Annotated in this window: 21 protein-coding genes; 9 read left to right on the top strand and 12 right to left on the bottom strand. The window is 56.8% G+C overall.

Going from position 1 to position 22,140, the window contains the following annotated elements:
- Window positions 1–29: 29 nt before the first annotated feature.
- From PG897_RS04910 to PG897_RS04895, 4 genes are all read right to left on the bottom strand, one after another.
- A complete protein-coding gene (locus PG897_RS04910; RefSeq protein ID WP_333563739.1) occupies window positions 30–584 on the bottom strand; it encodes a Fic family protein in 555 nt (184 codons plus the stop codon).
- A complete protein-coding gene (locus tag PG897_RS22555) occupies window positions 521–1,102 on the bottom strand; it encodes a Fic family protein (protein ID WP_333563738.1) in 582 nt (193 codons plus the stop codon). The genes PG897_RS04910 and PG897_RS22555 overlap by 64 nt, the downstream gene beginning before the upstream one ends.
- 124 nt (window positions 1,103–1,226) lie before the next feature.
- Window positions 1,227–1,910, bottom strand: coding sequence for an inovirus Gp2 family protein (locus PG897_RS04900; RefSeq protein ID WP_270828756.1), 684 nt, complete (start codon window positions 1,908–1,910; stop codon window positions 1,227–1,229).
- Window positions 1,911–2,545: 635 nt separating this feature from the next.
- A complete protein-coding gene (locus PG897_RS04895; protein WP_042081333.1) occupies window positions 2,546–2,734 on the bottom strand; it encodes a helix-turn-helix transcriptional regulator in 189 nt (62 codons plus the stop codon).
- Between the two features lie 463 nt (window positions 2,735–3,197).
- Between PG897_RS04895 and PG897_RS04890 the strand changes: the two genes are divergently transcribed.
- Complete coding sequence (locus tag PG897_RS04890) at window positions 3,198–4,241, top strand: hypothetical protein (protein ID WP_201976738.1); 1,044 nt, start codon at window positions 3,198–3,200, stop codon at window positions 4,239–4,241.
- Window positions 4,242–4,333: 92 nt separating this feature from the next.
- Here the strand turns inward: PG897_RS04890 and PG897_RS04885 are convergent, their stop codons facing one another.
- Window positions 4,334–5,617, bottom strand: coding sequence for a tyrosine-type recombinase/integrase (locus tag PG897_RS04885; RefSeq protein ID WP_042081336.1), 1,284 nt, complete (start codon window positions 5,615–5,617; stop codon window positions 4,334–4,336).
- Between the two features lie 203 nt (window positions 5,618–5,820).
- Between PG897_RS04885 and mutS the strand changes: the two genes are divergently transcribed.
- The gene (gene mutS, locus PG897_RS04880; protein ID WP_270828755.1) at window positions 5,821–8,376 is read left to right on the top strand and encodes a DNA mismatch repair protein MutS; all 2,556 of its coding nucleotides are present in this window, start codon (window positions 5,821–5,823) and stop codon (window positions 8,374–8,376) included.
- Between the two features lie 72 nt (window positions 8,377–8,448).
- Here the strand turns inward: mutS and PG897_RS04875 are convergent, their stop codons facing one another.
- On the bottom strand, window positions 8,449–10,047 hold the full coding sequence (locus tag PG897_RS04875) for a BCCT family transporter (RefSeq protein WP_201880039.1): 1,599 nt from the start codon (window positions 10,045–10,047) through the stop codon (window positions 8,449–8,451).
- Between the two features lie 9 nt (window positions 10,048–10,056).
- Complete coding sequence (locus PG897_RS04870; protein WP_201880036.1) at window positions 10,057–10,584, bottom strand: hypothetical protein; 528 nt, start codon at window positions 10,582–10,584, stop codon at window positions 10,057–10,059.
- Window positions 10,585–10,748: 164 nt separating this feature from the next.
- Here PG897_RS04870 and PG897_RS04865 point away from each other — a divergent pair, with 164 nt between their 5' ends.
- Window positions 10,749–11,228 carry a MarR family winged helix-turn-helix transcriptional regulator gene (locus PG897_RS04865; protein WP_005305194.1) on the top strand — a complete coding sequence of 160 codons (480 nt, stop codon included), beginning with the start codon at window positions 10,749–10,751 and terminating at the stop codon, window positions 11,226–11,228.
- A 48-nt stretch (window positions 11,229–11,276) separates the two neighbouring features.
- Here the strand turns inward: PG897_RS04865 and PG897_RS04860 are convergent, their stop codons facing one another.
- Window positions 11,277–11,858: a YjaG family protein gene (locus tag PG897_RS04860; RefSeq protein WP_005305197.1), complete on the bottom strand. Its 582-nt coding sequence runs from the start codon at window positions 11,856–11,858 to the stop codon at window positions 11,277–11,279.
- A gap of 162 nt (window positions 11,859–12,020) precedes the next feature.
- On the opposite strand from PG897_RS04860, the gene PG897_RS04855 reads away from it, so the two are divergent.
- Entirely contained in the window at window positions 12,021–12,965 is a 945-nt protein-coding gene (locus PG897_RS04855) for a D-2-hydroxyacid dehydrogenase (RefSeq protein WP_017778336.1), read from the top strand.
- A 66-nt stretch (window positions 12,966–13,031) separates the two neighbouring features.
- Here PG897_RS04855 and mepM read toward each other — a convergent pair whose 3' ends face one another.
- Window positions 13,032–14,369, bottom strand: a complete 1,338-nt coding sequence (gene mepM / locus PG897_RS04850; protein WP_005305203.1) for a murein DD-endopeptidase MepM — start codon at window positions 14,367–14,369, stop codon at window positions 13,032–13,034.
- Window positions 14,370–14,628: 259 nt separating this feature from the next.
- On the opposite strand from mepM, the gene PG897_RS04845 reads away from it, so the two are divergent.
- Window positions 14,629–15,921: a LapD/MoxY N-terminal periplasmic domain-containing protein gene (locus tag PG897_RS04845; protein WP_005305206.1), complete on the top strand. Its 1,293-nt coding sequence runs from the start codon at window positions 14,629–14,631 to the stop codon at window positions 15,919–15,921.
- Window positions 15,921–16,862: a TAXI family TRAP transporter solute-binding subunit gene (locus PG897_RS04840; protein ID WP_270828754.1), complete on the top strand. Its 942-nt coding sequence runs from the start codon at window positions 15,921–15,923 to the stop codon at window positions 16,860–16,862. The genes PG897_RS04845 and PG897_RS04840 overlap by 1 nt, the downstream gene beginning before the upstream one ends.
- Here the strand turns inward: PG897_RS04840 and PG897_RS04835 are convergent.
- Window positions 16,857–17,531 (bottom strand): transglutaminase-like cysteine peptidase, encoded by a 675-nt coding sequence (locus PG897_RS04835; RefSeq protein ID WP_123246654.1) that lies wholly within the window; start codon window positions 17,529–17,531, stop codon window positions 16,857–16,859. The genes PG897_RS04840 and PG897_RS04835 overlap by 6 nt on opposite strands.
- A gap of 85 nt (window positions 17,532–17,616) precedes the next feature.
- Complete coding sequence (znuA, locus tag PG897_RS04830; RefSeq protein ID WP_270828753.1) at window positions 17,617–18,531, bottom strand: zinc ABC transporter substrate-binding protein ZnuA; 915 nt, start codon at window positions 18,529–18,531, stop codon at window positions 17,617–17,619.
- Window positions 18,532–18,625: 94 nt separating this feature from the next.
- Here znuA and znuC point away from each other — a divergent pair, with 94 nt between their 5' ends.
- Together znuC and znuB are read left to right on the top strand one after the other, a co-directional pair.
- A complete protein-coding gene (gene znuC / locus PG897_RS04825; RefSeq protein ID WP_019838979.1) occupies window positions 18,626–19,390 on the top strand; it encodes a zinc ABC transporter ATP-binding protein ZnuC in 765 nt (254 codons plus the stop codon).
- Window positions 19,391–19,411: 21 nt separating this feature from the next.
- Window positions 19,412–20,191: a zinc ABC transporter permease subunit ZnuB gene (znuB, locus tag PG897_RS04820; protein ID WP_268028008.1), complete on the top strand. Its 780-nt coding sequence runs from the start codon at window positions 19,412–19,414 to the stop codon at window positions 20,189–20,191.
- A 109-nt stretch (window positions 20,192–20,300) separates the two neighbouring features.
- On the opposite strand, the gene PG897_RS04815 is transcribed toward znuB, so the two are convergent.
- Window positions 20,301–21,191, bottom strand: a complete 891-nt coding sequence (locus tag PG897_RS04815; RefSeq protein WP_017778342.1) for a LysR substrate-binding domain-containing protein — start codon at window positions 21,189–21,191, stop codon at window positions 20,301–20,303.
- 91 nt (window positions 21,192–21,282) lie between these two features.
- Between PG897_RS04815 and PG897_RS04810 the strand changes: the two genes are divergently transcribed.
- A complete protein-coding gene (locus PG897_RS04810; protein WP_005305226.1) occupies window positions 21,283–22,140 on the top strand; it encodes a DMT family transporter in 858 nt (285 codons plus the stop codon).

Below are 22,140 nucleotides of genomic sequence, written 5' to 3'. Positions count from 1 at the left end.
AGATACTGATATCAGTATCTCTTATTTTATTACCTTTGTGGTATGCCGTATGGATGGAGATAGTAATTGGATATTGAAGCGGGTATCAGGCTCCAATACCTCCCAACGTCCGCTCTTACGCGGCCCAACAAAGCGTAATCGCCCGTCTTTGGCCAGCACGGCAACCGCTCCACTGTACTGGTCGACTTCCCAATCCGCTCTGCGACTTGCTTGAGCGTTATGGTCGGCTCAGCCGTCAGTTCCGCCAAGATGGCCTGCGGTGTTTTCACCCGTTTTTCTACCTGCGTTTCAACCTTCATTTCTACCCGCATTTTCTCCTGATGAGGTGATACTGCTGCTGGTTGAATCGCCATCGCCTGGGCCCGCGCATCGCGCAGCGCTTCCAGTAAAAAGAGAATGAACTCGGTACAATCACTGCGACTATCAGCCTGGCTTAGCTGCTGATAGTAGAGATCTTGCCGCGCTTTGATCACCGTCTCCACTGGCAAAAAGACCATCACTGGCTGCCATCGGCTCAAGATCACCGCCTGCCATAAACGCCCCATCCGACCATTTCCATCCGCAAAGGGATGAATAAACTCCAACTCATAATGCAAGGCACAGGAAGCGATAGGGGATGAGCCTCGGTCTCAGCCAGCCAGGTCAATAGTTGTTCCATCAGACGAGGGACCTGGTTCGCAGGGGGAGCCATATGCACTAATTGCTCGCCTCGATAGATACCTACACCACCGTTACGCCAGTGACCCTCATCATCACAGACTCCACGCATCAGGAGTCCATGAGCACCAAGTAAATCATCAGCTGAAGCTGGATCCCAATCAGGCATTGCTTCATAGGCCGCAAACGCATTACCGACTTCTTGGATTTCCCGTGGAAGCCCGAGTACCGTCCTCCCCTCAATCACTGCCGTCACCTGCTCAACACTCAGAGTATTGTGCTCAATAGCCAAGGAGGCTTGGATAGTGCGGATCCGGTTCTCCCGACGCAGCATCGGCACCTGGGAGCTCTGAGCAAAGCGCCACTGCCCCACCAACTCGGCGATTTCCGCCACTCGGCTCAACATGGCATGGGTCAAGGTGAAGGGAGGGGAATAGGCTGCCATGAATTACTCCAGCTGATGCGATAACAAATGAGGGATTAGCTTAACAGATCCGGGAGTAGAAACTCCCGAATTGAATTTGAATGGTCAGGCGTCCCCGCTAGGGCCAGTGAATTAAGTGTGAACATTACCTTATCAGTTGACTACGTCCGTAATTACGTTCACCTCGCAATTTTGAGCGTAACTTAAATAAATACGCTGTCCTCTCCAAGAATTTATAAAATTTCTCATTGTGTAGGTCAGCATCTCGGCGATCAAATCGATACTCTGCATCATCAGGGAAATGCACCAAAGACGCATAATCAGGGTATGCGAGCCTCAATGCACTACACCAAGCTTTACGGATACGCGTAGCCATGTTATCTCCATCGAGATTAGAGTAGTCCCCAAGATGACCGTAATCATCTCGGTTAAATAGTAGCACCACGTGATAATGAGGGTACTGGCTTGTTACTTGCTCCTTCACCCAGATAAATCCCAAGAAAAATGGTTTACCAGCCTTACCCTTACGGTGACGTGCCGCCTGTATTTGGCTTTTTAGTGAAGCTATAAAGCGCTTAATAACCTTTTCCTCCTCTACCTCCGGTGGGAAGCTTGTCGGCATATCCGGATCATCCATGATGGATATCAGGGGGAAGCGGAGGTCAACGCGCACTGCAAACACTCGTGGGTGTTTATTCAAGAAGTTAGCGATTACCTCCACGGATGTTTTCAACTGCTCAAAAGATATTGAACCATACTTAGCCTCAGCCACAACTCGTAAGTTTTCTAGCTCGTCGGCTATTAAATGATACCCGACTTTTGATTTCATATAAGTTCCTATAGCTCGCATGGAATACCTATAACCGTTGGTTAGATACTCAGGTGACCCCACTTATCGTAAGTAATTAAGATTGCTACGTAAAACTTTACGGACAACTGATACTGTTCTCTCTTATCAAACCACTAGGTTGATATACCAACCTGCATTTAGCACTCTGTGCATTACATATACTTTGCTATGCAGATCTATACAGCTAATGGCTTATATCTGATGTACAAGCCTGATGTGCATCTGATTGGTATACACGAAGTGTATATATCACACATTCTCGTTCACATACTCTGCGATACACTCTGATGGTGTATCACTCTCACCCTCGATATATCTCCTACCCCCTCTACCGTGTTATACACTTCGCGTGTATATGTAATACTATTACCGAACTAAGTAGCCGACTAAATCACCGAAAAGAATCGTAGGTATTTTCGATAAGGTCTCGATAATACCGAGCATTAGAATAAAAAACTTACTCTGAACTTAGCCTCAACGATCAAGCAATTATTCTATGCCATAAACTTAATCTGCACAGCAGATTGACAGCCTTCATTTATCGGCTCCAAATAGACCATAATGAAACCATTAAACTTAAAAAACAGCTCCCAAAAAAGGGAGCCAAGATATTATTAGTTATGATTTTTTCGCTCCATTACCAATTTGCGAATCCAGTCTTCTACTTCTGATTTTTCCCATGCTACCGTCTTTGGCGATGTTTGGAGTTGTGAAGGGAACTTCCCTGCCTTGATTAGCCGATAGATTGTTGGGCGAGATAGCTTAGTCATCGCGATCAATTCATTTATTTTAATGAGACCCATTTTACTCTCCTTAAGTTTTTTCATACCTAAGGTGCTCTGTGTTCATTTTTACATATCCCAGACTCCATCATCACAGCAGCTTCATTGCCCCACCATTTATACTCAATAATCCACAGCCAATACCAAATCATCAACGACTCATCGATGCTACTACAGGTCTTCACATACAAGCTCTCTGTAAAAAACAATGATGAACAGACTCACACCAATCACGAGCCCCCAGTGGCTGGGGAGTTGTCGCCTGATTTTTTCACTGGGGGACGAGAGGCTACACACAACACTCTCTAACTCATAAAAAATGCATACATATCAATGAAAATCGACAAAACACTGGGCTGGGAGCCCATAAAAAACACTATTTATAGACTAGAAAAACCCTATAAAAACCCTACAATGACACTTGACTGACACTAGAAAAACACTAGTATCAAATTTAAACAATATTTAACGCGAGTGGATTCATATGAAATTACCAAGCCATGGGCTACCAATAGAAAATGAATCTAAATACCCATGGGGCGATCGCTTCAATAGACTGAAAGCTACGGAGGAAATGAGAAGATTTGCAGAATATATTCTGTATCAACTACATTTTGACACCATCAACACTGATTCCGACTCAATTTTATTAATTTTTAATGACTATTTCAAAACAAAACAAGATTATGTTGTCGCAAACTACATTCGGAAAATAGATAACGCCATCCAGTTAGAGAACACTGACGCAATCGCAGAATTTCTATTCAAACAGTTCAGTAGCAGCTGTCTAGAAATGGAGCACTTTTGCTGGATACAGGTAACGAACCAAAGAGTGTGTAATTTTGCATTCGCTATAATCAATAATTGGAGTTATTTTTTTGATAAAGACAGTGACCTTTACAAAAAAACCATCCCAAATCTTAGTCAACCAGGGCCAGCTTATTTTAGAAGCAATTCTTTTGAAGATGCAATATCATTAAGTCACATGCGTTTTACCAATAGCCACCCAAGAGCCAAAACCTCTCGTCAAAAAAAAGAAAGGGTAATTGAGTATTTTGATCGCTTAGACGATGGCATCGCTATAAAGTCCAAACACCTTCAGTTTATTGAATTGCTTTGGAGTAAAATAATTAAAAAACAAAAACCTAAAAGCTGGTTGAACTTTAAAGGATTAGATAATGAAGATTTGTTATGGATAAAAGACCAGATAGATCAAGATGACATTTTTTTAAAAATAATTGACGGCAATAGCAATGATGATATTTCTGAAGCCATTACAACTTACTTTGATTTACTCTTCATATTTAAAGAAAGTGACTGTATAGTTAAATTTGATAGACTTAAAAAATCCCTAACCCAAAAAAAATACAGAAAGAACAATCCAGACAGCAAACAATATAATTTTATCATGAGTGTAGACATTGAAAGAAAATTAAAAGAAATTACAAAGGCAAAGGGAATAAAAAGAAATGCAGTCATAGAAAAACTAATTAACGATGCGTACTGCAGCATCAATCCTGATGGGTAGTTGCATCAATGTTTAAGCTAGCTATGAAATTGCATGTTACATGGGGGCACTTACGCCCCCACGGAAAACTATATTTAATCGAGGAAAATCATCTATATCGCAGTTAATCTGTCTAAATGATCCGCCCACTTTTGCAACCACTCTTTGCACTCATCATTGTATCTGTGGAGGTTGTATGTTCCTTCTATGCCCTTTGGGGCATGACCTAATATTGCCTCTGCAATATCACTTGGACATTTCAGCTTTGCAAGCCCTGTTCTAACGGTACGCCGAAGGTCATGTGGTGTCCACGAAGGTATATCAATCATTACATTGTCTTTGCGCAGTCGCCACGCAGTTTCAGTTAACAATTTTTGAGGTATCGGCTTTTTAGTCAAAAGCGATGGAAATAAACAATCACCTGTAATTAATTTCAGTGAATGAAGAAAGTCGATAGCTTGTCTTGGAAGCTGAACATATCGCTCGGTATCAGTTTTCGTTTCTTTTAAATGGAATGTGCCATTACTTAGATCAATATCTCGCCAATAAGCACCACAGATTTCTCCGGTACGACATCCTGTCCATAACGTCATTCTGAGCACGTTTTTCTGTGGAATAGTAAAACCAGAACTTGGTAACCAGAGAAGAAATTTTTTTAGCTCTTCATCACTAAGAATTCGAGTTCCTTTTTGACATGTTAAACGCACTTTCGCTAATTTTAATCTTTTCTTTGCGTTCGTAACTGGGTTTACAAAGTGCTCATCCAGTTTGCCCGTTCCAATTGCATAATCGAAAGCAGCTGACAGCTCACGCAGAACACTACCAGCTTGCACATTCGCTCCCCGCGCAACAATCTCCATGACCAAAGCCACGATATCGTTAGCTGGCACCTCTGTGGCTAACCTCTCTCCGAATGCACGCACAGGATCGTTATAGAGAGTCCTTCGTGTTTCTGCTTGCCCTTTGGGTTTACGGGCTCCAAGTAAAATTCCTCCTTCCTTGGCATGCCGATCTTCGATGTGCTCAGTCAGGTAAAGCTCGATCATGTCAGTGATGGTAAACGGTGCAACGACTTCAGACTCTTGGTCGCGCTTGACTTTAACTGCGCTCAGCTCTGTAGCCGGACAGACACCTTGATGCCTCATGAGCTTCAATTCCTTGAACTTGGTCCTGGCCTCCTCCAAGGACATGGCAGGAAAGACACCTAAGGTGACTTGCTTTTGCTTACGCGGATTCAAAGGGTCGTTGTAGCGATAGTAAAAGCTTTTCTTTCCCGTTTTTCCACACGCTACTCGCAATCCTCGGTAATCACCGACGTCGACTTTATCTTTGTCTCCTGGCTTCATCGACTCAATTGCCTTGTAAGAAAGCGGTTTGCTATTCTGGGGCGCGGCCATCACTTACATCCTTTCATATCGTTTTTTATGAGAGCAAAAGCGTAGGTTTTCATTTCAACCACGTTCATCATCACATAAACCTACGCTTTAACCTACGCTTTAAAGCAAGATTTAGTGAGCTTTGATGAGACAAACTGAACCATGCTGAGCCTTAACAATGAAAAAGATAGGTGCAATAACAGCAACTTAATGGCGAACAGACATTGATAACAATAGAAAATTTACACCAGCACACACCTATGATGCAGCAGTATCTGACCCTCAAGGCCGAGAACCCGGAGATCCTGCTGTTCTACCGGATGGGCGACTTCTACGAACTGTTCTACGACGATGCTCGCAAGGCCTCCCAGCTGCTCGACATCTCCCTGACCAAGCGTGGCCAGTCGGCCGGCAGCCCCATCCCCATGGCGGGTGTACCCTATCACGCCATCGAAGGGTATCTGGCCAAGCTGGTGCAGCTGGGCGAATCGGCCGCCATCTGTGAACAGGTAGGGGATCCCGCCACCAGCAAGGGGCCGGTGGAGCGCAAGGTCATTCGCATCATCACCCCGGGCACCGTCTCCGACGAGGCGCTGCTCAGCGAGCGGCAGGATAACCTGATCGCCGCCGTCTACCACGATGGCCGCCGCTTCGGCTATGGCACCATGGACATAGGCTCCGGCCGCTTCTTCATCAACCAGTTCGAGAAAGAAGAGACCCTGCTGGCGGAGCTGCAGCGCACCAACCCGGCCGAGCTGCTCTACCCAGAATCGTTCGCCTTCCTGCACCACGTCGAGGGTCGCCGCGGTCTGCGCCGCCGCCCGGAGTGGGAATTCGAGCTCGGCACCGCCCGCAAGCTGTTGTGCCAGCAGTTCGGTACCCAGGATCTGGTGGGCTTCGGGGTCGAGCAGAGCGAGACCGCCCTGTGCGCCGCCGGCTGTCTGATGCAGTACGTGAAAGACACCCAGCGCACCGCCCTGCCCCACATTCGCAGCGTGCGCCTCGAGCAGCCCGATCATGCGGTCATCATGGATGCCGCCACCCGCCGCAACCTGGAGCTGACCCAGAATCTGGCCGGCGGCCATGACAACACCCTCTCCGCCGTACTGGACTGCACAGCTACCCCCATGGGGAGCCGGCTGCTCAAACGCTGGATCCATCAGCCGATCCGCGACCGGGTGATCCTCAAAGGGCGCCAGAGCACCATCAAAGAGCTCATCGAGCAGAACCTTTACGACGAGCTGGGTGGATTGCTGCGTCAGGTCGGCGACGTGGAGCGGGTGCTGGCGCGCCTGGCCCTGCGCTCGGCCCGTCCGCGTGACCTCACCCGGCTGCGCCAGGCCTTTTCCCAACTGCCGGAACTGCAGCGCCTGCTTGCGGGCAGCGAGCACGAGGCGGTGCAGCAGCTGCGCGAGCGGGCCAGCACCTTCCCCGAGCTGTTCGACCTGCTGGAGCGCGCCGTGATGGAGGTGCCGCCTGTGCTCATTCGCGATGGCGGTGTCATCCGCGAAGGGTTCAACACCGAGCTGGACGAGCTGCGGGATCTGGCCAACGGCGCCACCGCCAGCCTGGCCCGCATCGAGGAGCGCGAGCGGCTGCTGACCGGCATCAATACCCTCAAGGTGGGTTACAACAAGGTGCACGGCTTCTATATCGAGGTGAGCCGTGCCAACAGCCATCTGGTGCCGGCCCACTACATCCGTCGCCAGACGCTGAAAAACAACGAGCGCTACATCATCGATGAGCTGAAGAAGTACGAGGACAAGGTACTCACCGCCCAGGCCCAGGCGCTGGCGCTGGAGAAACGCCTCTACGAGGAGCTGCTCGATGCCCTGCTGCCGCACCTCGGCGATCTGCAGGAGTCCGCCGCCGCCCTGGCGGAGCTGGACGTGCTGGCCAACCTGGCCGAGCGGGCCGAGACCCTCGACTACCGCTGCCCCACCCTCATCGACGAGGATCAGATCCTGATCGAGGCGGGCCGCCATCCGGTGGTGGAGCAGGTGATGACCGACCCCTTCATCGCCAACCCCATCCGGCTGGAGCGGGAGCGGCGGATGCTGATCATCACCGGCCCCAACATGGGCGGTAAATCCACCTACATGCGCCAGACTGCGCTCATCGTGCTGTTGGCCCATATCGGCGCCTTCGTGCCGGCCGACAGCGCCCGCATCGGCCCCATCGACCGTATCTTTACCCGCATCGGGGCGTCGGACGATCTCGCCTCCGGCCGCTCCACCTTTATGGTGGAGATGACCGAAACCGCCAATATCCTCAACAACGCCACCGCCCGCAGTCTGGTGCTGATGGACGAGATTGGCCGCGGCACCAGCACCTACGACGGCCTCTCGCTGGCATGGGCCTGCGCCGAGCAGCTGGCAAGCAAGATTGGCGCCTACACCCTGTTTGCCACCCACTACTTCGAGCTGACCCGCTTGCCGGAGCTGATGAGCGGGCTCGCCAACGTCCATCTGGATGCGGTGGAACACGGCGACACCATCGCCTTCATGCACGCTGTACAGGAGGGGGCGGCCAGCCGCTCCTACGGCCTGCAGGTAGCGGCGCTGGCGGGGGTGCCCAAATCGGTGATCCTTCAGGCCCGTCACAAGCTGCACGAGCTGGAGAGCGCCACCCCGGTGGCCGCCGGCGAAGTACGCCCTGCCCCGGTCGCCCTGCCGCCCCAGAGCCATCCGGTAGTTGATGAGCTGGAAGCTGTACGCCCGGACGAGCTGACCCCGCGTCAGGCGCTTGACCTGCTCTATCGCCTCAAGCAGATGCTGTAAACCGTCATCAACACGGCAATAAAAAGGGGAACCGTGAGGTTCCCCTTTTCGTTTTCATGGTTCGGCCTGTCGTCAGGCCGACCCTATCCTGTCCATCAGGCTCATGTGGCTGGAGCCCTCGTGGCGCTTGAGCTTCTGACGATACTCGAACTGGTGCTGACTCTCCTGCTTGAGGCCCAGCATCAGGGAGTAGCACATGGCCAGCATGATCACCGAGAAGGGCAACGCGGCTATGATGCTGGCGGCCTGCAGGGCGGCCAGTCCGCCGGATACCAGCAGAATGGCGGCCACCAGCCCCTGACCCAGCCCCCAGACGGCGCGGTGCAGCACGGGGGGATCCTGATCCCCGATGGAGAGCAGAGTCGTAATGACCAGGGTGCCCGAGTCGCTGGAGGTGATGAAGTAGGTACAGATGAGCAGGGTCAGCACCCCCTTGGCGATCCAGCCGAAGGTCTCCCAGTGCAGCAGCTCCACCGTCTTGTAGAGCGCCAGGGTGACATCCTGATTGACCGCGGCCACCACGCCACCACTGCCGAACAGCTCCAGATTCATGGCGGTGCCGCCGAACACGGTGAGCCAGAACATGCCGAGCAGGGAGGGCACCAGCAAGACACCGAGCACGAACTCGCGGATGGTACGCCCCTTGGAGATGCGGGCGATGAACATGCCGACAAAGGGCGCCCACGCGATCCACCAGCCCCAGTAGAAGGCGGTCCAGCTCGACTGCCAGGCCGAAGTGCCGTTGGCCTCGGTGTTGGTCCAGAAGCTCAGCTTGACGATGTTCTGCAGGTAGTCACCTATGTTCTGCACATAGGCGTTGAGGATGTAGGTGGTCGGCCCCAGCACCAGGAACAGGCCCAGCACGAACACGCTCAACCAGATATTGAGCTCGGAGAGGATCTTCACCCCGCGTCCGACGCCGGAGACCGCCGACAGGGTGGCGATCAGGCTGATGCCGCCGATGAGCCAGAGCTGGTTCGCCTGCGAGACTTCCATGCCGAACATCTGGTTGAGACCGGTATTCATCTGGGAGACCCCCAGGCCAAGGGAGGTCGCCACCCCGAACACGGTACCAAACACCGCCAGCACGTCGGCGGCATGACCCCAGAAGCCGTAGATGCGATCGCCGAGCAGCGGATAGAGCACGGAGCGGATGGCCAGCGGCAGCTTGCGCCGGTAGCTGAAGAAGGCGAGCGACAGGCCGACGATCACGTAGATGGCCCAGGGGTGCAGGCCCCAGTGGAAGAAGGTGAGACGCATGGCGATCTGGGCCGCCTCCGGGGTCATCCCTTCGGTGACGAAGGGGTTACCCTGCAGGTGGTACATGGGCTCGGCGATGCTCCAGAACACCAGCCCTATCCCCATGCCGGCGCTGAACAGCATGGCGAACCAGGCAAAGTAGCCAAACTCCGGTACCTGGTCGTCGTCACCCAGCCGGATGCTGCCGAAGCGGCTGAACATCAGATAGATGGCGAAGAACAGGAACAGGGCGACCACCAGGATGTAGTACCACTTGAACCCGGCGATGATCTTGTCCTTGGCCCCCACGAACCAGGTGGCGGCGGTTTCGGGGACGAACATCCCGAACAGCAGGAACAGGGTGATGACGGTGAGCGCCGTCATGGCCATGGTCGGGTTGAGGCCTTTGAACAGCCCTTTGTTTGCTCTCATCTGGCCTCCTTAGTCGTTGTTGAAAAAGTCTTCACCCACGTGATCACCGGCGCCGCCGATGGCGCGGTAGACCAGCATGCCGGCCGTCTGCGCTCTGTGGTCCACCAGGCTGACGGAGGGCTGACCGTTCACCGCGTGGCGCTTGCCGAGGAAGATGGCCATGGGCACGCCAAGGTTGGAGATGCCGCTGGTGATCCAGAGCCGGTTGAAGTCGTAGGAGCCGCCGATGAACTCCAGCTGGGCCAGCCCGGTATCGAGGCCGGTCAGGTAGAAGTTCATGGCGCTCTCGTCCGGGAAGAGGTGCACCAGCACATAGGCATAGCGCAATTCGTTCACCAATTCCTTTAGGTTGAAAGAACCAGTTTCACTGCAGGAGAGCGGCAACTCACCGTCGTAGTGATGCACTTTGAGGTTGTTGGGATCTTCGTCATAGGCGGGCTGGTAACGCACGAAAGCCGAGGTATCAGGCAGTTCATAGCGGACTCTGACCACTCGAAGGTCGGCCACCAGCGCTTTGATGTCCAGTTCGTCACTCATCATCTTGCTCCTCGAAACAGCAGGGGAAAATAGGGGGAAAGCTCATTACCCTAACACAAAATAATTAGAGCAGAAAAGATTACAGTAAAAACCATATTGACCTTGTGACGAATTAGGCGGAGAATTTTGCGCCTCCCAATCACCCCTCGACGATTTCATACCCCATGGAAAAACATGATGAAGTGCTGGTCGCCCTGCGCCAGATCATTCGTGCCATCGACATGCACTCCAAGCGCTTGATCAAGGAGGCAGGCCTGACCTCGCCCCAGCTCTTGCTGCTCAAGGGGATCGACGAGCTGGGTCAGATCTCCATGCGTCAGCTGGCGGATCACACCAACATGAGCCAGGCCACCGCCACCACCATCATGGACCGCCTCGAGAGCCGCCAGCTGGTGCAACGCATCCGCAGCGAAACCGACAAGCGCAAGGTGCATGCGACACTGACTGACGCAGGCCGAGCCCTGCTGGCCCAGGCGCCGACCCCGCTGCAGGAGCGCTTCATTCAGCGTTTTCAAGCACTTGAGACTTGGGAGCAGACCCTGCTGCTCTCCTCTTTGCAGCGTATCTCCACCATGATGAATGCCGACGAGATAGACGCGGCCCCGGTGCTGAGCGTCCGGCCCCTCACCGAAGAACGGGCATAAAAAAAGCTCCCGAACGGGAGCTTTTTTTATGGGCCGAGACGAGCGGGATCACTCTTCCAGGCTGATGCCGATATTGGAGACGCCGTCCTGGGCGGCGAAGGCACGCACGGCCAGGATGCGGTCGCTGTCACGCTCGTGGGCAACCCGCTTGAGCAGCTCGACCTGGAACTCCAGCTCGGCCTCCATGTATTCGTGCTCGTAGAGCTCTTCGTCGGTGAGGTCGCGCTCTTCCAACATCTCGATGAAACCGGCGACCGTACCGACCGAGGCATGGCTGGCGTCGTTGGCCTCTTCCCCTACCCGGCAGATCACCGAGTTGTAGGCGCAGCCCAAGGCGACACAGGCATCCAGCGCCGGATAGGCACCGTAGGATTCGAACTTGCTGGGTTCCGGAATGTAGACTTCGAACGCTTCCAGAATCGCCCCCAGATTGACCCGGGATCCTTTCACCGTCAGGTAGTTCCACATCTGATCCAGGGCGTGACGAAATGCCTTCGCATCCCCGAAACCGGAGGCCTGGGAAAACAGCGCATAGTTGGGGTACATGCGCTCTGCCAGCGCCAGGGTGTAGACCGTCTGTTGCCAAGGCTGTAACTCGGCCAGTCGCTTATAAAACTTGTCACCAAACACTGGAGTCGGATCCTTTGCAAAATGTGGGGCAGATTGTAGCCCACGAGGGGCCGCGCGAAAACGAAAAAGCGGCCTGGTCGGCTATGTTGGCCGGTCAACTCGGGTAAGATGAAGGCAGAGCGGCCTCTCTCCCGCGCCGCAAATCTGATAAGGAACAAGAGTATGAGTCAACGTACCCTTCTTTTGCTCAGCCAGGACAATGCTCACTACGAGCGCCTGCTCAAGGCGGCCCACCTCCCTCATCTGCGCATTCTGAGAGCCGACAACCAGAGCGACGCCGAGAAAGTGATCGGCGAGGCCCACATCCTGATGGCCGAACCGGCGCGGGCCAAGCCGCTGCTGGCCAAGGCCGGCAAACTCAGCTGGCTGCAATCCACCTACGCCGGGGTCGACGTGCTGCTGGATGCCAGCTGCCGCCGTGACTACCAGCTCACCAATGTGCGCGGCATCTTCGGCCCGCTGATGAGCGAGTACGTGTTCGGTCATCTGCTCAGCCTGATGCGCCAGATCCCCCTCTACAGGGAACAGCAGAAGCAGCGGCTGTGGCAGAGCCACCCCTATCACGGTCTCAAGGGACGCACCTTGCTGATCCTGGGCACCGGCAGCATAGGCCAGCACATCGCCCACACCGGCAAGCACTTCGGCATGAAGGTGCTCGGCGTCAGCCGCGGTGGTCGCGAACGGGCTGGTTTCGACCAGGTATATCAGCTGCCCGCCCTCAACAAGATGCTGGCGCAGGCCGACGTCATCGTCAGCGTGCTGCCCGCCACCCGCGAGACCCATCACCTCTTCACCGCCGCCCGTTTCGAGCACTGCAAGCCGGGAGCCATCTTGTTCAACGTGGGGCGCGGCAACGCCATCCACGAAGGGGACCTGCTCACGGCACTGCGCACCGGCAAGCTGGGGATGGCGGTGCTGGACGTATTCGCGCAGGAGCCGCTGCCCGCCGACAGCCCGCTCTGGGGCCAGCCCAACCTCATCGTCACGCCGCACAACAGCGCTTACAGCTTCCCCGAAGACGTGGCCCAGATCTTCGTGCGCAACTACATCCGCTTCATCGATGGCCAACCGCTGGACGGCAAGATCGACTTCGATAAGGGCTATTGATGGCCGCCAGCCAACAAAAAGGCCCCGCCAGCGTGGCGGGGCCTTTTTATGTCGGCGAGAGAGGCATCAACCGGCCTCCATCTCCTTGCGATAGCTCTTCACCTTGGCGAGGAACTGGCGTTTCTCCTTGCCGGAGAGCGGCTCCGCCATCGGCAGCTTGACCTTCATGGCATCCACCGGGCGGTTGTTGATCCGCACCTCGTAGTGCAGGTGAGCGCCGGTGGAGCGACCCGTGTTGCCGGAGAGGGCAATCTTGTCACCCATCTTCACCTTCTGGCCAGGTTTGACCAGCAGCTTGCTCAGGTGCAGGTAACGGGTCATCAGGGTGCGACCGTGTTTGATCACCACATAGGTGCCGGCCAGCGGGTGGCTGGTCGCCTTTAGCACGACACCGTCACCGGTCGCCATCACGGGGGTGCCGACCGGCAGGGCAAAGTCGGTGCCCTCGTGAGGCCGCACCTGGCCGGTGATCGGGTGACGGCGATTCGGGTTGAAGCTGGAGCTGACCCGGTAGCGGCTGTGGGTCGGGTAACGGCGGAAACCGCGCTCCAGGCTGTTGCCCTGCCCATCGTAGTAGTTGCCATCTTCGGACAGCCAGGCGGAGACGTTCTGACCCTGACTGAACACTTCCACCCCGAGCAGCTGGGTGTTGCCTGTGCTCTTGCCTTCGACCGTCTCCTGACGCACCAGCACCTTGAACTTGTCGCCCTTTTTCAGATCCTTGGCGAAGTTGAGCCGCCACTGGAACAGGTTGGCAATTTTCTGGATATGGTTGGCCGGGATCCCCGCATTGCGGGCACTCACGTAGAAGCTGCCATTAATGACGCCGTCATAGCTCTTCTTCTGCCACTCCACCTCTTCATTGAGCATGTTGGCGCTGTAAGTGTCGTCGGTACGCTCCAGCACCAGGGTCTGCTTGATGTTCAGGCGGATCTTCATCTGCTGCAGTATGTTGTCCTGATCGATCAGCAGCTCGATGGTCTGGCCCGGCTTGAGCCGTGCCAGATTGTTCTTGGTGTCGGCATCCAGCACCTTGTAGAGGGTGGTGGTGGAAAGACCCAGGTTGTTGAAGATGGTGGTCAGATTCTCGCCATTGCGAACCCGGTAATCCTGCCACTGGGGGGTGGCGTCGGCCGGGATGTCATCTTCCGGCGTCGCGGCTTCTACCAGCTCGTGATCCGGGATGTCGTTGAAGTCCGTATTGTCTTCGTTGGTTGCGGTGCCATTGGTGGCGATCGGCAACTCCAGTCGCAGCGGCCGCTCCAGGATGTCACCCGGGGCTGGCAATATGGCTACCGCCGACAGCGTCATGGCCGTCAGCAGTAGCATGGCGTAAAAGTGTTTGCGGGGAACCGGGGGTTCCCAATTGGCGGCCTGCGCTACCAAGGGACGGAGACGTTTCATCCGCTATCCTGTCATTAGATCCAAGGGTGTTAGTGGTCAGTCTGTTTGTTATGAAACCGTATAAAACTGATTGTTTGACCTAAATACTCACAATTAGTTCATAGCAATCTGCATGAACCTCACATTTTATGCATAACATTCCTTCATGGGCAGAAATGATCGTCTTTTTTAACCATTTTTTCCTATTTTTAAGAGCCGGGTCAGCTCACCTCCGACCCCAGGTTTCAACATGTTGCGATAACTTTTCCATGGAGTGGATATGTCGTTAGCGAAACTGTTAAATCGAATCATCCTGATTTTGTTCCTGATTGGCGCCGTCCTGCTGTTCATGCTGGAAGTCACCACGGTACGGCAATCCATCCTCGATCAGATGTCCGCCAATCTGGAAACCGCCATCACCGCCCTCGGGCTGGTGCTGCAAGGCACCCTTCTCAACGATGACAAGGTACTGGCCGAGACCATAGTCAACGCCATGTTCGATGGCGGCTTCGTCAGCGCGGTCACCCTGCTGGATCCGGATGGTCAGGTGCTGTTTCAGAAGGTCTTCCACACCGCGCAACAGAACGTGCCGACCTGGCTCCCCTCTGTTATCGACATGCCGCCAGTAAAAATTGAGCAGGAGCTGACCGATGGCTGGCGCATGCTGGGCACCCTCACCCTGGAAGGGCACACGGGCTATGCCTACCAGCATCTGTGGAATGCGATCAGCCGTACCGGCACGGCCCTGCTGGCAGGTCTGCTGGTGTTCACCCTGGTGATCTCCTGGGTCTGCAAACGGCTGCTGCGCCCGCTCGAGCAGATCAATCTGCAATTGGTGAAGATCCGCAAACGCCAGTTCAGTGGCACCCTGGACGCTCCCTGGCTGCAGGATCTCAAGGAGCTGGCCGGCTCAGTCAACCAGCTGGTGTCCGAACGCAAACGGGATCTGCTGCAGCAACGGCTCAAGATAAGCCAGCTCGGCAAACAGCTCCCCATGGTCAATGAGCCGCTGCAGACTCTGACCTGCGCAGGAGAGGGGCTGTTGCAGCAACACTTCTTCTCGACCCAGGGCAGCATTCGTCTCTACAGCCGCCTCATTCCGGAAGTCACCCCGTCACTGAACAGTTCACCAGACGAGATCCGGCACCTGCTCGATCTCTGGCTGCACCATGCAGTCGAGGGGCTGCAACTGCCGCTCAGCCTGCTCGGCCACCCCGACTGGGCACAATTCGCACCTCTGCTGGCCAAGGGCAGAGGCAAGACCCTCGACTGGCGCTGGGATCAGGAGCATGTGCCACCCCTTGCCCAGGAGCGGCTGGCCGCCTTGCAGGAACAAGGGGTGGAGATGGCCTTCAGCGCCATCCCGATGACCAACGAGACCTTCAATCAGCTCGACCCCATCAATCCCGTTTTCATCAGCTGCCAGCCGACCCAGGCCCCGCTCTACTGGAATCTGGTGGCCCAGTGCCTGCACAGCGCGGGCTACACCCTGCTGGCGGAGGCCGGCGACATTCAGGATATCGACACCCTGCGCAACTGGGGCATCGATGGCTACGCCGGCAAGGAGGCATGATGAACAGGACCGGATTGTTGCTCGCCCTGCTGTGGCCACTGCCACTGCTGGCCAACCCCACCACCATAGCCACCGGCGGTGAACAGGGGATCTATCATCAGATCGCCAAAGAGTTCTGCCGGCTCGCCAACAAGAGCGATCCCGGACTGCAGTGCAAGCCGCAGGCGACCTCGGGCTCCATCGAAAATCTGCGCCAACTGAAAAGCGGCGAGACAAGCTATGCGCTGGTGCAGTCGGACTGGCTCTACCAGGCCAGTAACGGCCTGGGTCCGTATGCCAGTCAGCCGCAGCCAGAGCTCAGGGCCATCTTCGCCACTCACGCCGAGCCCTTTACCATAGTGGTAAGGGCCGACGGCGACATCACCAGCCTGGAGCAACTCAAGCTGGCCCCCATCGACATGGGGCTCAAGAGCTCCGGTACCCGCCAGACGGCACTCGCCCTGTTCAACGTGCTGGACGCCAAGGAGCCGGATCTCGATCTCAAGAGCGTGGCCAATCTGGCCGAGTCCCTGTGCAGCAAACAGATCGACGCCTATGGCCTGGTGATGGGTCACCCCAACCGCATTGTGCTGGATACCGCCAAACGCTGCGCCATACGTTTCCTGCCGATCGAGGGGGCAACCCGGGATCAGCTGCTCAAGGGGGTCAAGTATTACCAACGCAGCCAGATCCCTGCGCGTATCTATCCGGGCAACCTCAAGGCGACGCCGACCTTTGCCATCGCCGCCACCCTGGTAACCACCGCCAGCACGCCACAGGCCGACGTTTACCGCCTGACCCGGGCCATGCTGGCCCAGCAAACCAAGTTCAATGAGCAAACCTACGGTTACGCCAACCTGTTTCACCAGGCGCGCAATAAAACCGGCCCGGTGCTGAGCATCGAACAGCATCCGGGCGCGGCAAAATATTTCGAGGAGTTGAAAGCGGCGGGCAAGCTATAGCTGACGGCGGGGGGAGCGCAACTGCTCGCTGGAAAAACGGGTCTTCATCGAAGTCCACTGCGCCAGCCTGTCGGCACTGCCTGCCAGGGTTCCTTCGCGGCGGGACTTCATGATCCAGATGCTCTTGGCATCAAAACTGTAGACGGGGATAAGATCGGTCCGCTTGCTGCCGGGCAGGATCCGGTTGTTGATGTTGTCGAGCACCAGCGGATCCGACTTGGGGGTCGCGAAGTAGAGCGTCACCATATGAAACTGGTTGTAGCGCACCGCTTTGACGTAAGCCAGCCGCAGCTTCTTCTCGTCCACCCCAAGCTCCATCAATGTGTAGTACTTGGAGATGCTGTAATCCTCGCAGTCGCCACCACGGGCACCGATAAACTCCAGCGGGTTGGCCCAATAATCCTCCATCCCCCATAACTTGGGATCCTCGCTGTAGGTCAGGTTGTTGAAGTAGTTGTTGACCAGCTCGATCTTCTGCTGATCCGTGGTGCCGGCCCTTGGCGTCAGCAGGCGCGAAAAGGCCTCCGCCCGCTGGAGGGCTCGACCGCCATAGACCTCCTGCAATTTTGCCTGCAGTGCAGGGCTGGCCATGTATTCGGAGAGACGGGAAGCCTGCACGCTGGCACAGCAGAGCGCCAACGTGCAGGTGGGAACGAGCAGCCATTTCATACCAGACACTCCCTGTCAGATGCTGGAGGTCAGTATAGTTGCCCCTGGCTGCCCCAGTAGCGGGCACGCGGGCGCTTCGACGCGGTCAACGGCACTCGGCGAAGGCGTCGGCCAGCTGCTGCATGAAGCGGGGATAGCCATCCGGGCCGAGCGGCACCTGTTCACCGACTTCGTCCAGCAGCAGCACCTTGGCGCCGGTATTGCGGGCGACCGACTCGATCACCGCCGGCGAGAACTGCGGCTCGGCATAGATGCAGCTCGCTTTCTTCTCTTCCAGCGCCTTGCGGATCTCCACCAGAGTCTTTGCACCGGGGCGTCGCTCCGGGCTCACGGTGAAGTGGCCTTTGGAGCTCATGCCATAGTGGCGCTCCCAGTAGCCATAGGCTTCATGAAACACGAAATAGCCCTTCTGGTTCACCGCCTTCATCTGCTCGGCGATCACCTTGTCCTTGGCCTCCACCTTGGTCTTGAAGGCGAGCAGATTGGCGCGATAACGCTCGGCGTTGGCAGGATCCTGAGCGCTCAGGGTTTCGCTCAGGGCATTGGCGATGACCAGCGCCTGGGTCGGACCCAGCCAGATGTGGGGGTCGACGCCCTCGTGGTGGTGCCCCTCATGACCGTCGTGGTCATGGCCTTCATGCGCCTCGTCGGCGTGCTCTTCATGACCGGCCTGCTTGCTGTAATCAAACAGCGGCATCCCTTCCACCCGGGTCAGGGTCAGCACATGGGGATGTTTGGCCAGCGGCTTGGCCATGAAACCTTCCAGCTCGGGGCCGACCCACACCACCAGATCGGCCTCGTTGATGCTGCGAATATCGGAGGGGCGCAGGGAGAAATCGTGGGGCGAAGCGCCGGTCGGCAGCAACACCTTGGGCTCGCTCACGCCGTCGGTGATGGCCGCGGCGATGAAACCCAGCGGCTTGATGGTGGTCAGCACCTCGAGGGCGCGGACAGGCAGACTCACCGCCAGCAGGGCAGTGATCAGGGCAAGAATTCGCATAGAGATCTCGTCAGGAAGTGTGTGTGTGATAATATAACAAACCAACGTTATTGTTATATTATAACTATCACAGGCTGTAAACCCCGGAGCTGTCATGACCCAACTGGTGGAGCTGAAAGAGGTCTGTCTTTCATTTGATGGACGACTCGTGCTCGACAAGGTCTCCTTTACCCTGAACAAAGGCAAAATCACTACCCTGGTCGGCCCCAACGGGGCAGGCAAGAGTACCCTGAGCAAGCTGGTGCTGGGTCTGCTCACGCCAGATTCGGGCCAAATCACCCGCAGCCGCGACCTGCGGGTCGGCTATGTGCCCCAGCGCCTCTATCTGGATCCCACCCTGCCGCTGACGGTGCGCCGCTTCCTGCAGCTTGGCAAGAATGGCCGCCTCTCCATCGAGGAGGCGTTGAACCGGGTCGGCGCGGAAGATCTACTGGACAACCGGATGCAGAAGCTCTCCGGCGGCGAAATGCAGCGGGTGCTGCTGGCCCGTGCCCTGCTGGTCAAGCCCGAGCTGCTGGTGCTGGACGAACCGGTGCAAGGGGTGGACATCAACGGCCAGATCGAGCTCTACGCCCTCATCAGCCAGCTGGCCGCCGAGTTCAACTGCGCCGTGCTGATGGTCTCCCACGACCTGCATCTGGTGATGGCCAGCACCCACGAGGTGATCTGCCTCAATCGCCACGTCTGCTGTCACGGCGAACCGGAGAGCGTGGCCCGCCACCCCGAGTTTGCCCGTCTGTTCGGCCGACCGGAGCAGGAGGTGCTGGCGGTCTACACCCACCATCATCACTGCGACGGCGAACACCATCATCATGAACCGCAGGCCCCCGTCATTCGCCTGCCCTCCCGCAATCAATAACGTACCCGACAGGATCATCAAGTGGACAGCTTTCTGTTATACGCCCTCGCGGCCGGCCTCGGCATCGCCCTGCTGGCCGGCCCCCTCGGCAGTTTCGTGGTGTGGCGCAAGATGGCCTATTTTGGCGACACCCTCTCCCACGCCTGCCTGTTCGGCATCGCGCTCGGCATCCTGCTGCAGGTGGATCTCACCCTGGCGGTGGTGGTCTGCTGCCTCGCCATGGCCATGCTGCTGGTGATCATGAGCCGCAACCAGCAGGTGGCCACCGATACCCTGCTCGGCATCCTGGCCCACAGCGCCCTGTCGCTCGGTCTGGTCACCTTGAGCTTCATGGACAACGTGCGGGTGGATCTGATGGCCTACCTGTTCGGTGACCTGCTCTCGGTGCAGCCGATGGACTTGATCTGGATCTACGGCGGCGGCGTCCTGGTGCTGCTCACCCTGTGGCGGCTGTGGGATCCCCTGCTCTCCATGACCATCTCGGAGGAGCTGGCCCGGGTGGAAGGGGTGAGGGTCGATGTGCTGCGCTGCGTGCTGATGCTGCTGATCGGATTGGTGATCGCGGTGGCGATGAAATTCGTCGGGGCGCTGATCATCACCTCCTTGCTGATCATCCCTGCGGCAACCGCCCGCCGCTTCAGCCGGACACCGGAGCAGATGGCCGGCTTCGCCGCGCTCATCGGCTGCCTTGCCGTACTCGGCGGGCTGTTGCTCTCCTGGTATCAGGACACGCCGGCAGGCCCGTCTGTCGTGGTCTGCGCCACCAGCCTGTTCGTATTAAGCCAGTTCAAGAAAGCCTAAGCCTAAAGTGGCCTGATCCTTGTAATCAGGTCACTCCACATCCCAGCCCGTCGGTGGTGGTCTGCGCCACCAACCTGTTCGTATTGAGCCAGTTCAAGAAAGCCTGAGCCTAGAGAGGCATGCTCTGGCGTGTCTCCATCATCAGCCATTGGCGCAGCCGGCTGATGGCGGGCTCATGGGCCCGCGAGCGCTTGCAGGTGAAGTAGAAAGCATCCCCCGTCTCCAGCTGGTGTACCGGCAAGGCCACCAGCTGGGGATCATCCGGTCGCAGCATGTAGTCGTTCACGAATGCCACCCCCTGATCCCAGGCTGCGGCCTCCATCGCCAGCAACACATGGCTGAAGTGGTGCATCCGCGCCTCCGCCGGGATCACCAGTCCCCCGGCCTTGGCCCAACGCTGCCAATCCTCTCCCCGCGCCTTGTAGATGGACTGCACCGACAGCAGTGGCAGTTGCCAGATGGCGTCCGGCCACTCCCCCTCCACCTGCTGCAGCAAGCGGCGACTGCAGACCGGGAAAAGCCGCTCCCGGTAGATGAGATCATGACAATAGCCCCGACCGTGGGGCGAGACGGTGATGAAGCAGTCCGCCACCCGATCGGAGAGTTCGGGATCCTCCGCCACCATCTCCAGGCTGAGATCCAGCTCGGGGTAGAGCTGGCGCAGCCCAGCCAGACGCGGGATCAGCCACTTCACCGCAAACGAGCTGTAGACCGCGAGCCGCAGCCGCATCTCGCCGCCGCCACGCAGTTGCTCGCTGCTCTGGGCAATCTGGCCGAGCCCGGCGGAGATCCCCTCGAAATAGACCTCGCCCTGCGCCGTCAGCGACAGCAGCCGACCCTGACGCAGCAGCAGCCGTTCCCCCAGAAAATCCTCCAGCAGGCGGATCTGGTGGCTGACCGCGCTCTGGCTGACGTTCAGCTCAAGGGCCGCGCGGGAAAAGCTGAGCAGGCGGGCAACCACTTCGAAGTATTGAACGGCACGCAGGGGAGGCAGCTTCATTATCCAAAATTCTCATGCATGGTGATTTTTTATCATTTTACTGGATAACGAAGCGCGGGCTACCCTTCCCTCATCTGACGCAGGAGGTAGCATGAACGCAGTGGGGATCGGCATCCTTTATCTGGTGCTGGGCAATATGGTGGCAGTCTTTTCCGACGCGCTGGTCAAGGTGCTGGAGCCGGATCAGCCGGTATTTCAGTTTGTCTTCTTCCGCCAGCTCTCCGCCGCCATCCTGCTGACCCCCTGGCTGCTCTGGTCATGGCGTCGCAACCCGCCGGTGGCGCTCAAGTGGCACCTGCTGCGCGCCCATATCTGGGCCATCGGCGTCTGCCTGATGGTGATCGCCCTCACCCGGCTGCCGCTGGCCACCGCCAACGCCCTCTTCTATGCGGCGCCGCTGATGATGGTGCCGCTGGCGGTGTGGCTGGCAGGGGAAGCGATCTCGCGCCAGAAGGTGCTGACCGCCTTCATCGGCTTTGTCGGGGTGCTGATCGTGCTGCGCCCCACCGAGGTGAACTGGGCGGCGCTGGCCGCACTCGGGGTAGCGCTCTCCATGGCGCTCAACAATCTGCTGATCAAGCGGATCCCGCTCCAGCAGCCCATCGCCCAGACCCTGTTCTTTACCAACGTGCTGAGCATGCCCTTCATCCTGGCGCTGGCCTGGTGGGAAGGGGGCGACTGGCAGTGGCAGATGTGGTGGCCCGCCTTCGGCTCTTCGGCGCTGATCATGGTCTATGCGGGGTTGTGCGTGGTGGCCTATCGCAAGGCGGAGGCGAGCAAGATCGCCTCCGCGGAGTACACCGGCCTGCTGATGGCGGTCGCCATCGGGGTATGGCTGTTCGATGAGCAGCCGGGCCTGCCGCTGCTGCTGGGGTGCCTGTGCATCATACTGCCGCTCATCGCCATGGCCCGCAGCAAGCCCAAACCACAGGCCGAACCGGCGCTCTAG

Origin of the sequence: Aeromonas sp. QDB20 (assembly GCF_027707805.1) — a bacterium.
Classification (GTDB): Bacteria; Pseudomonadota; Gammaproteobacteria; order Enterobacterales; family Aeromonadaceae; genus Aeromonas; species Aeromonas dhakensis.
Note: the sequence above shows the minus strand (reverse complement) of the source record. Positions and strands in the feature narration are given on the sequence as shown.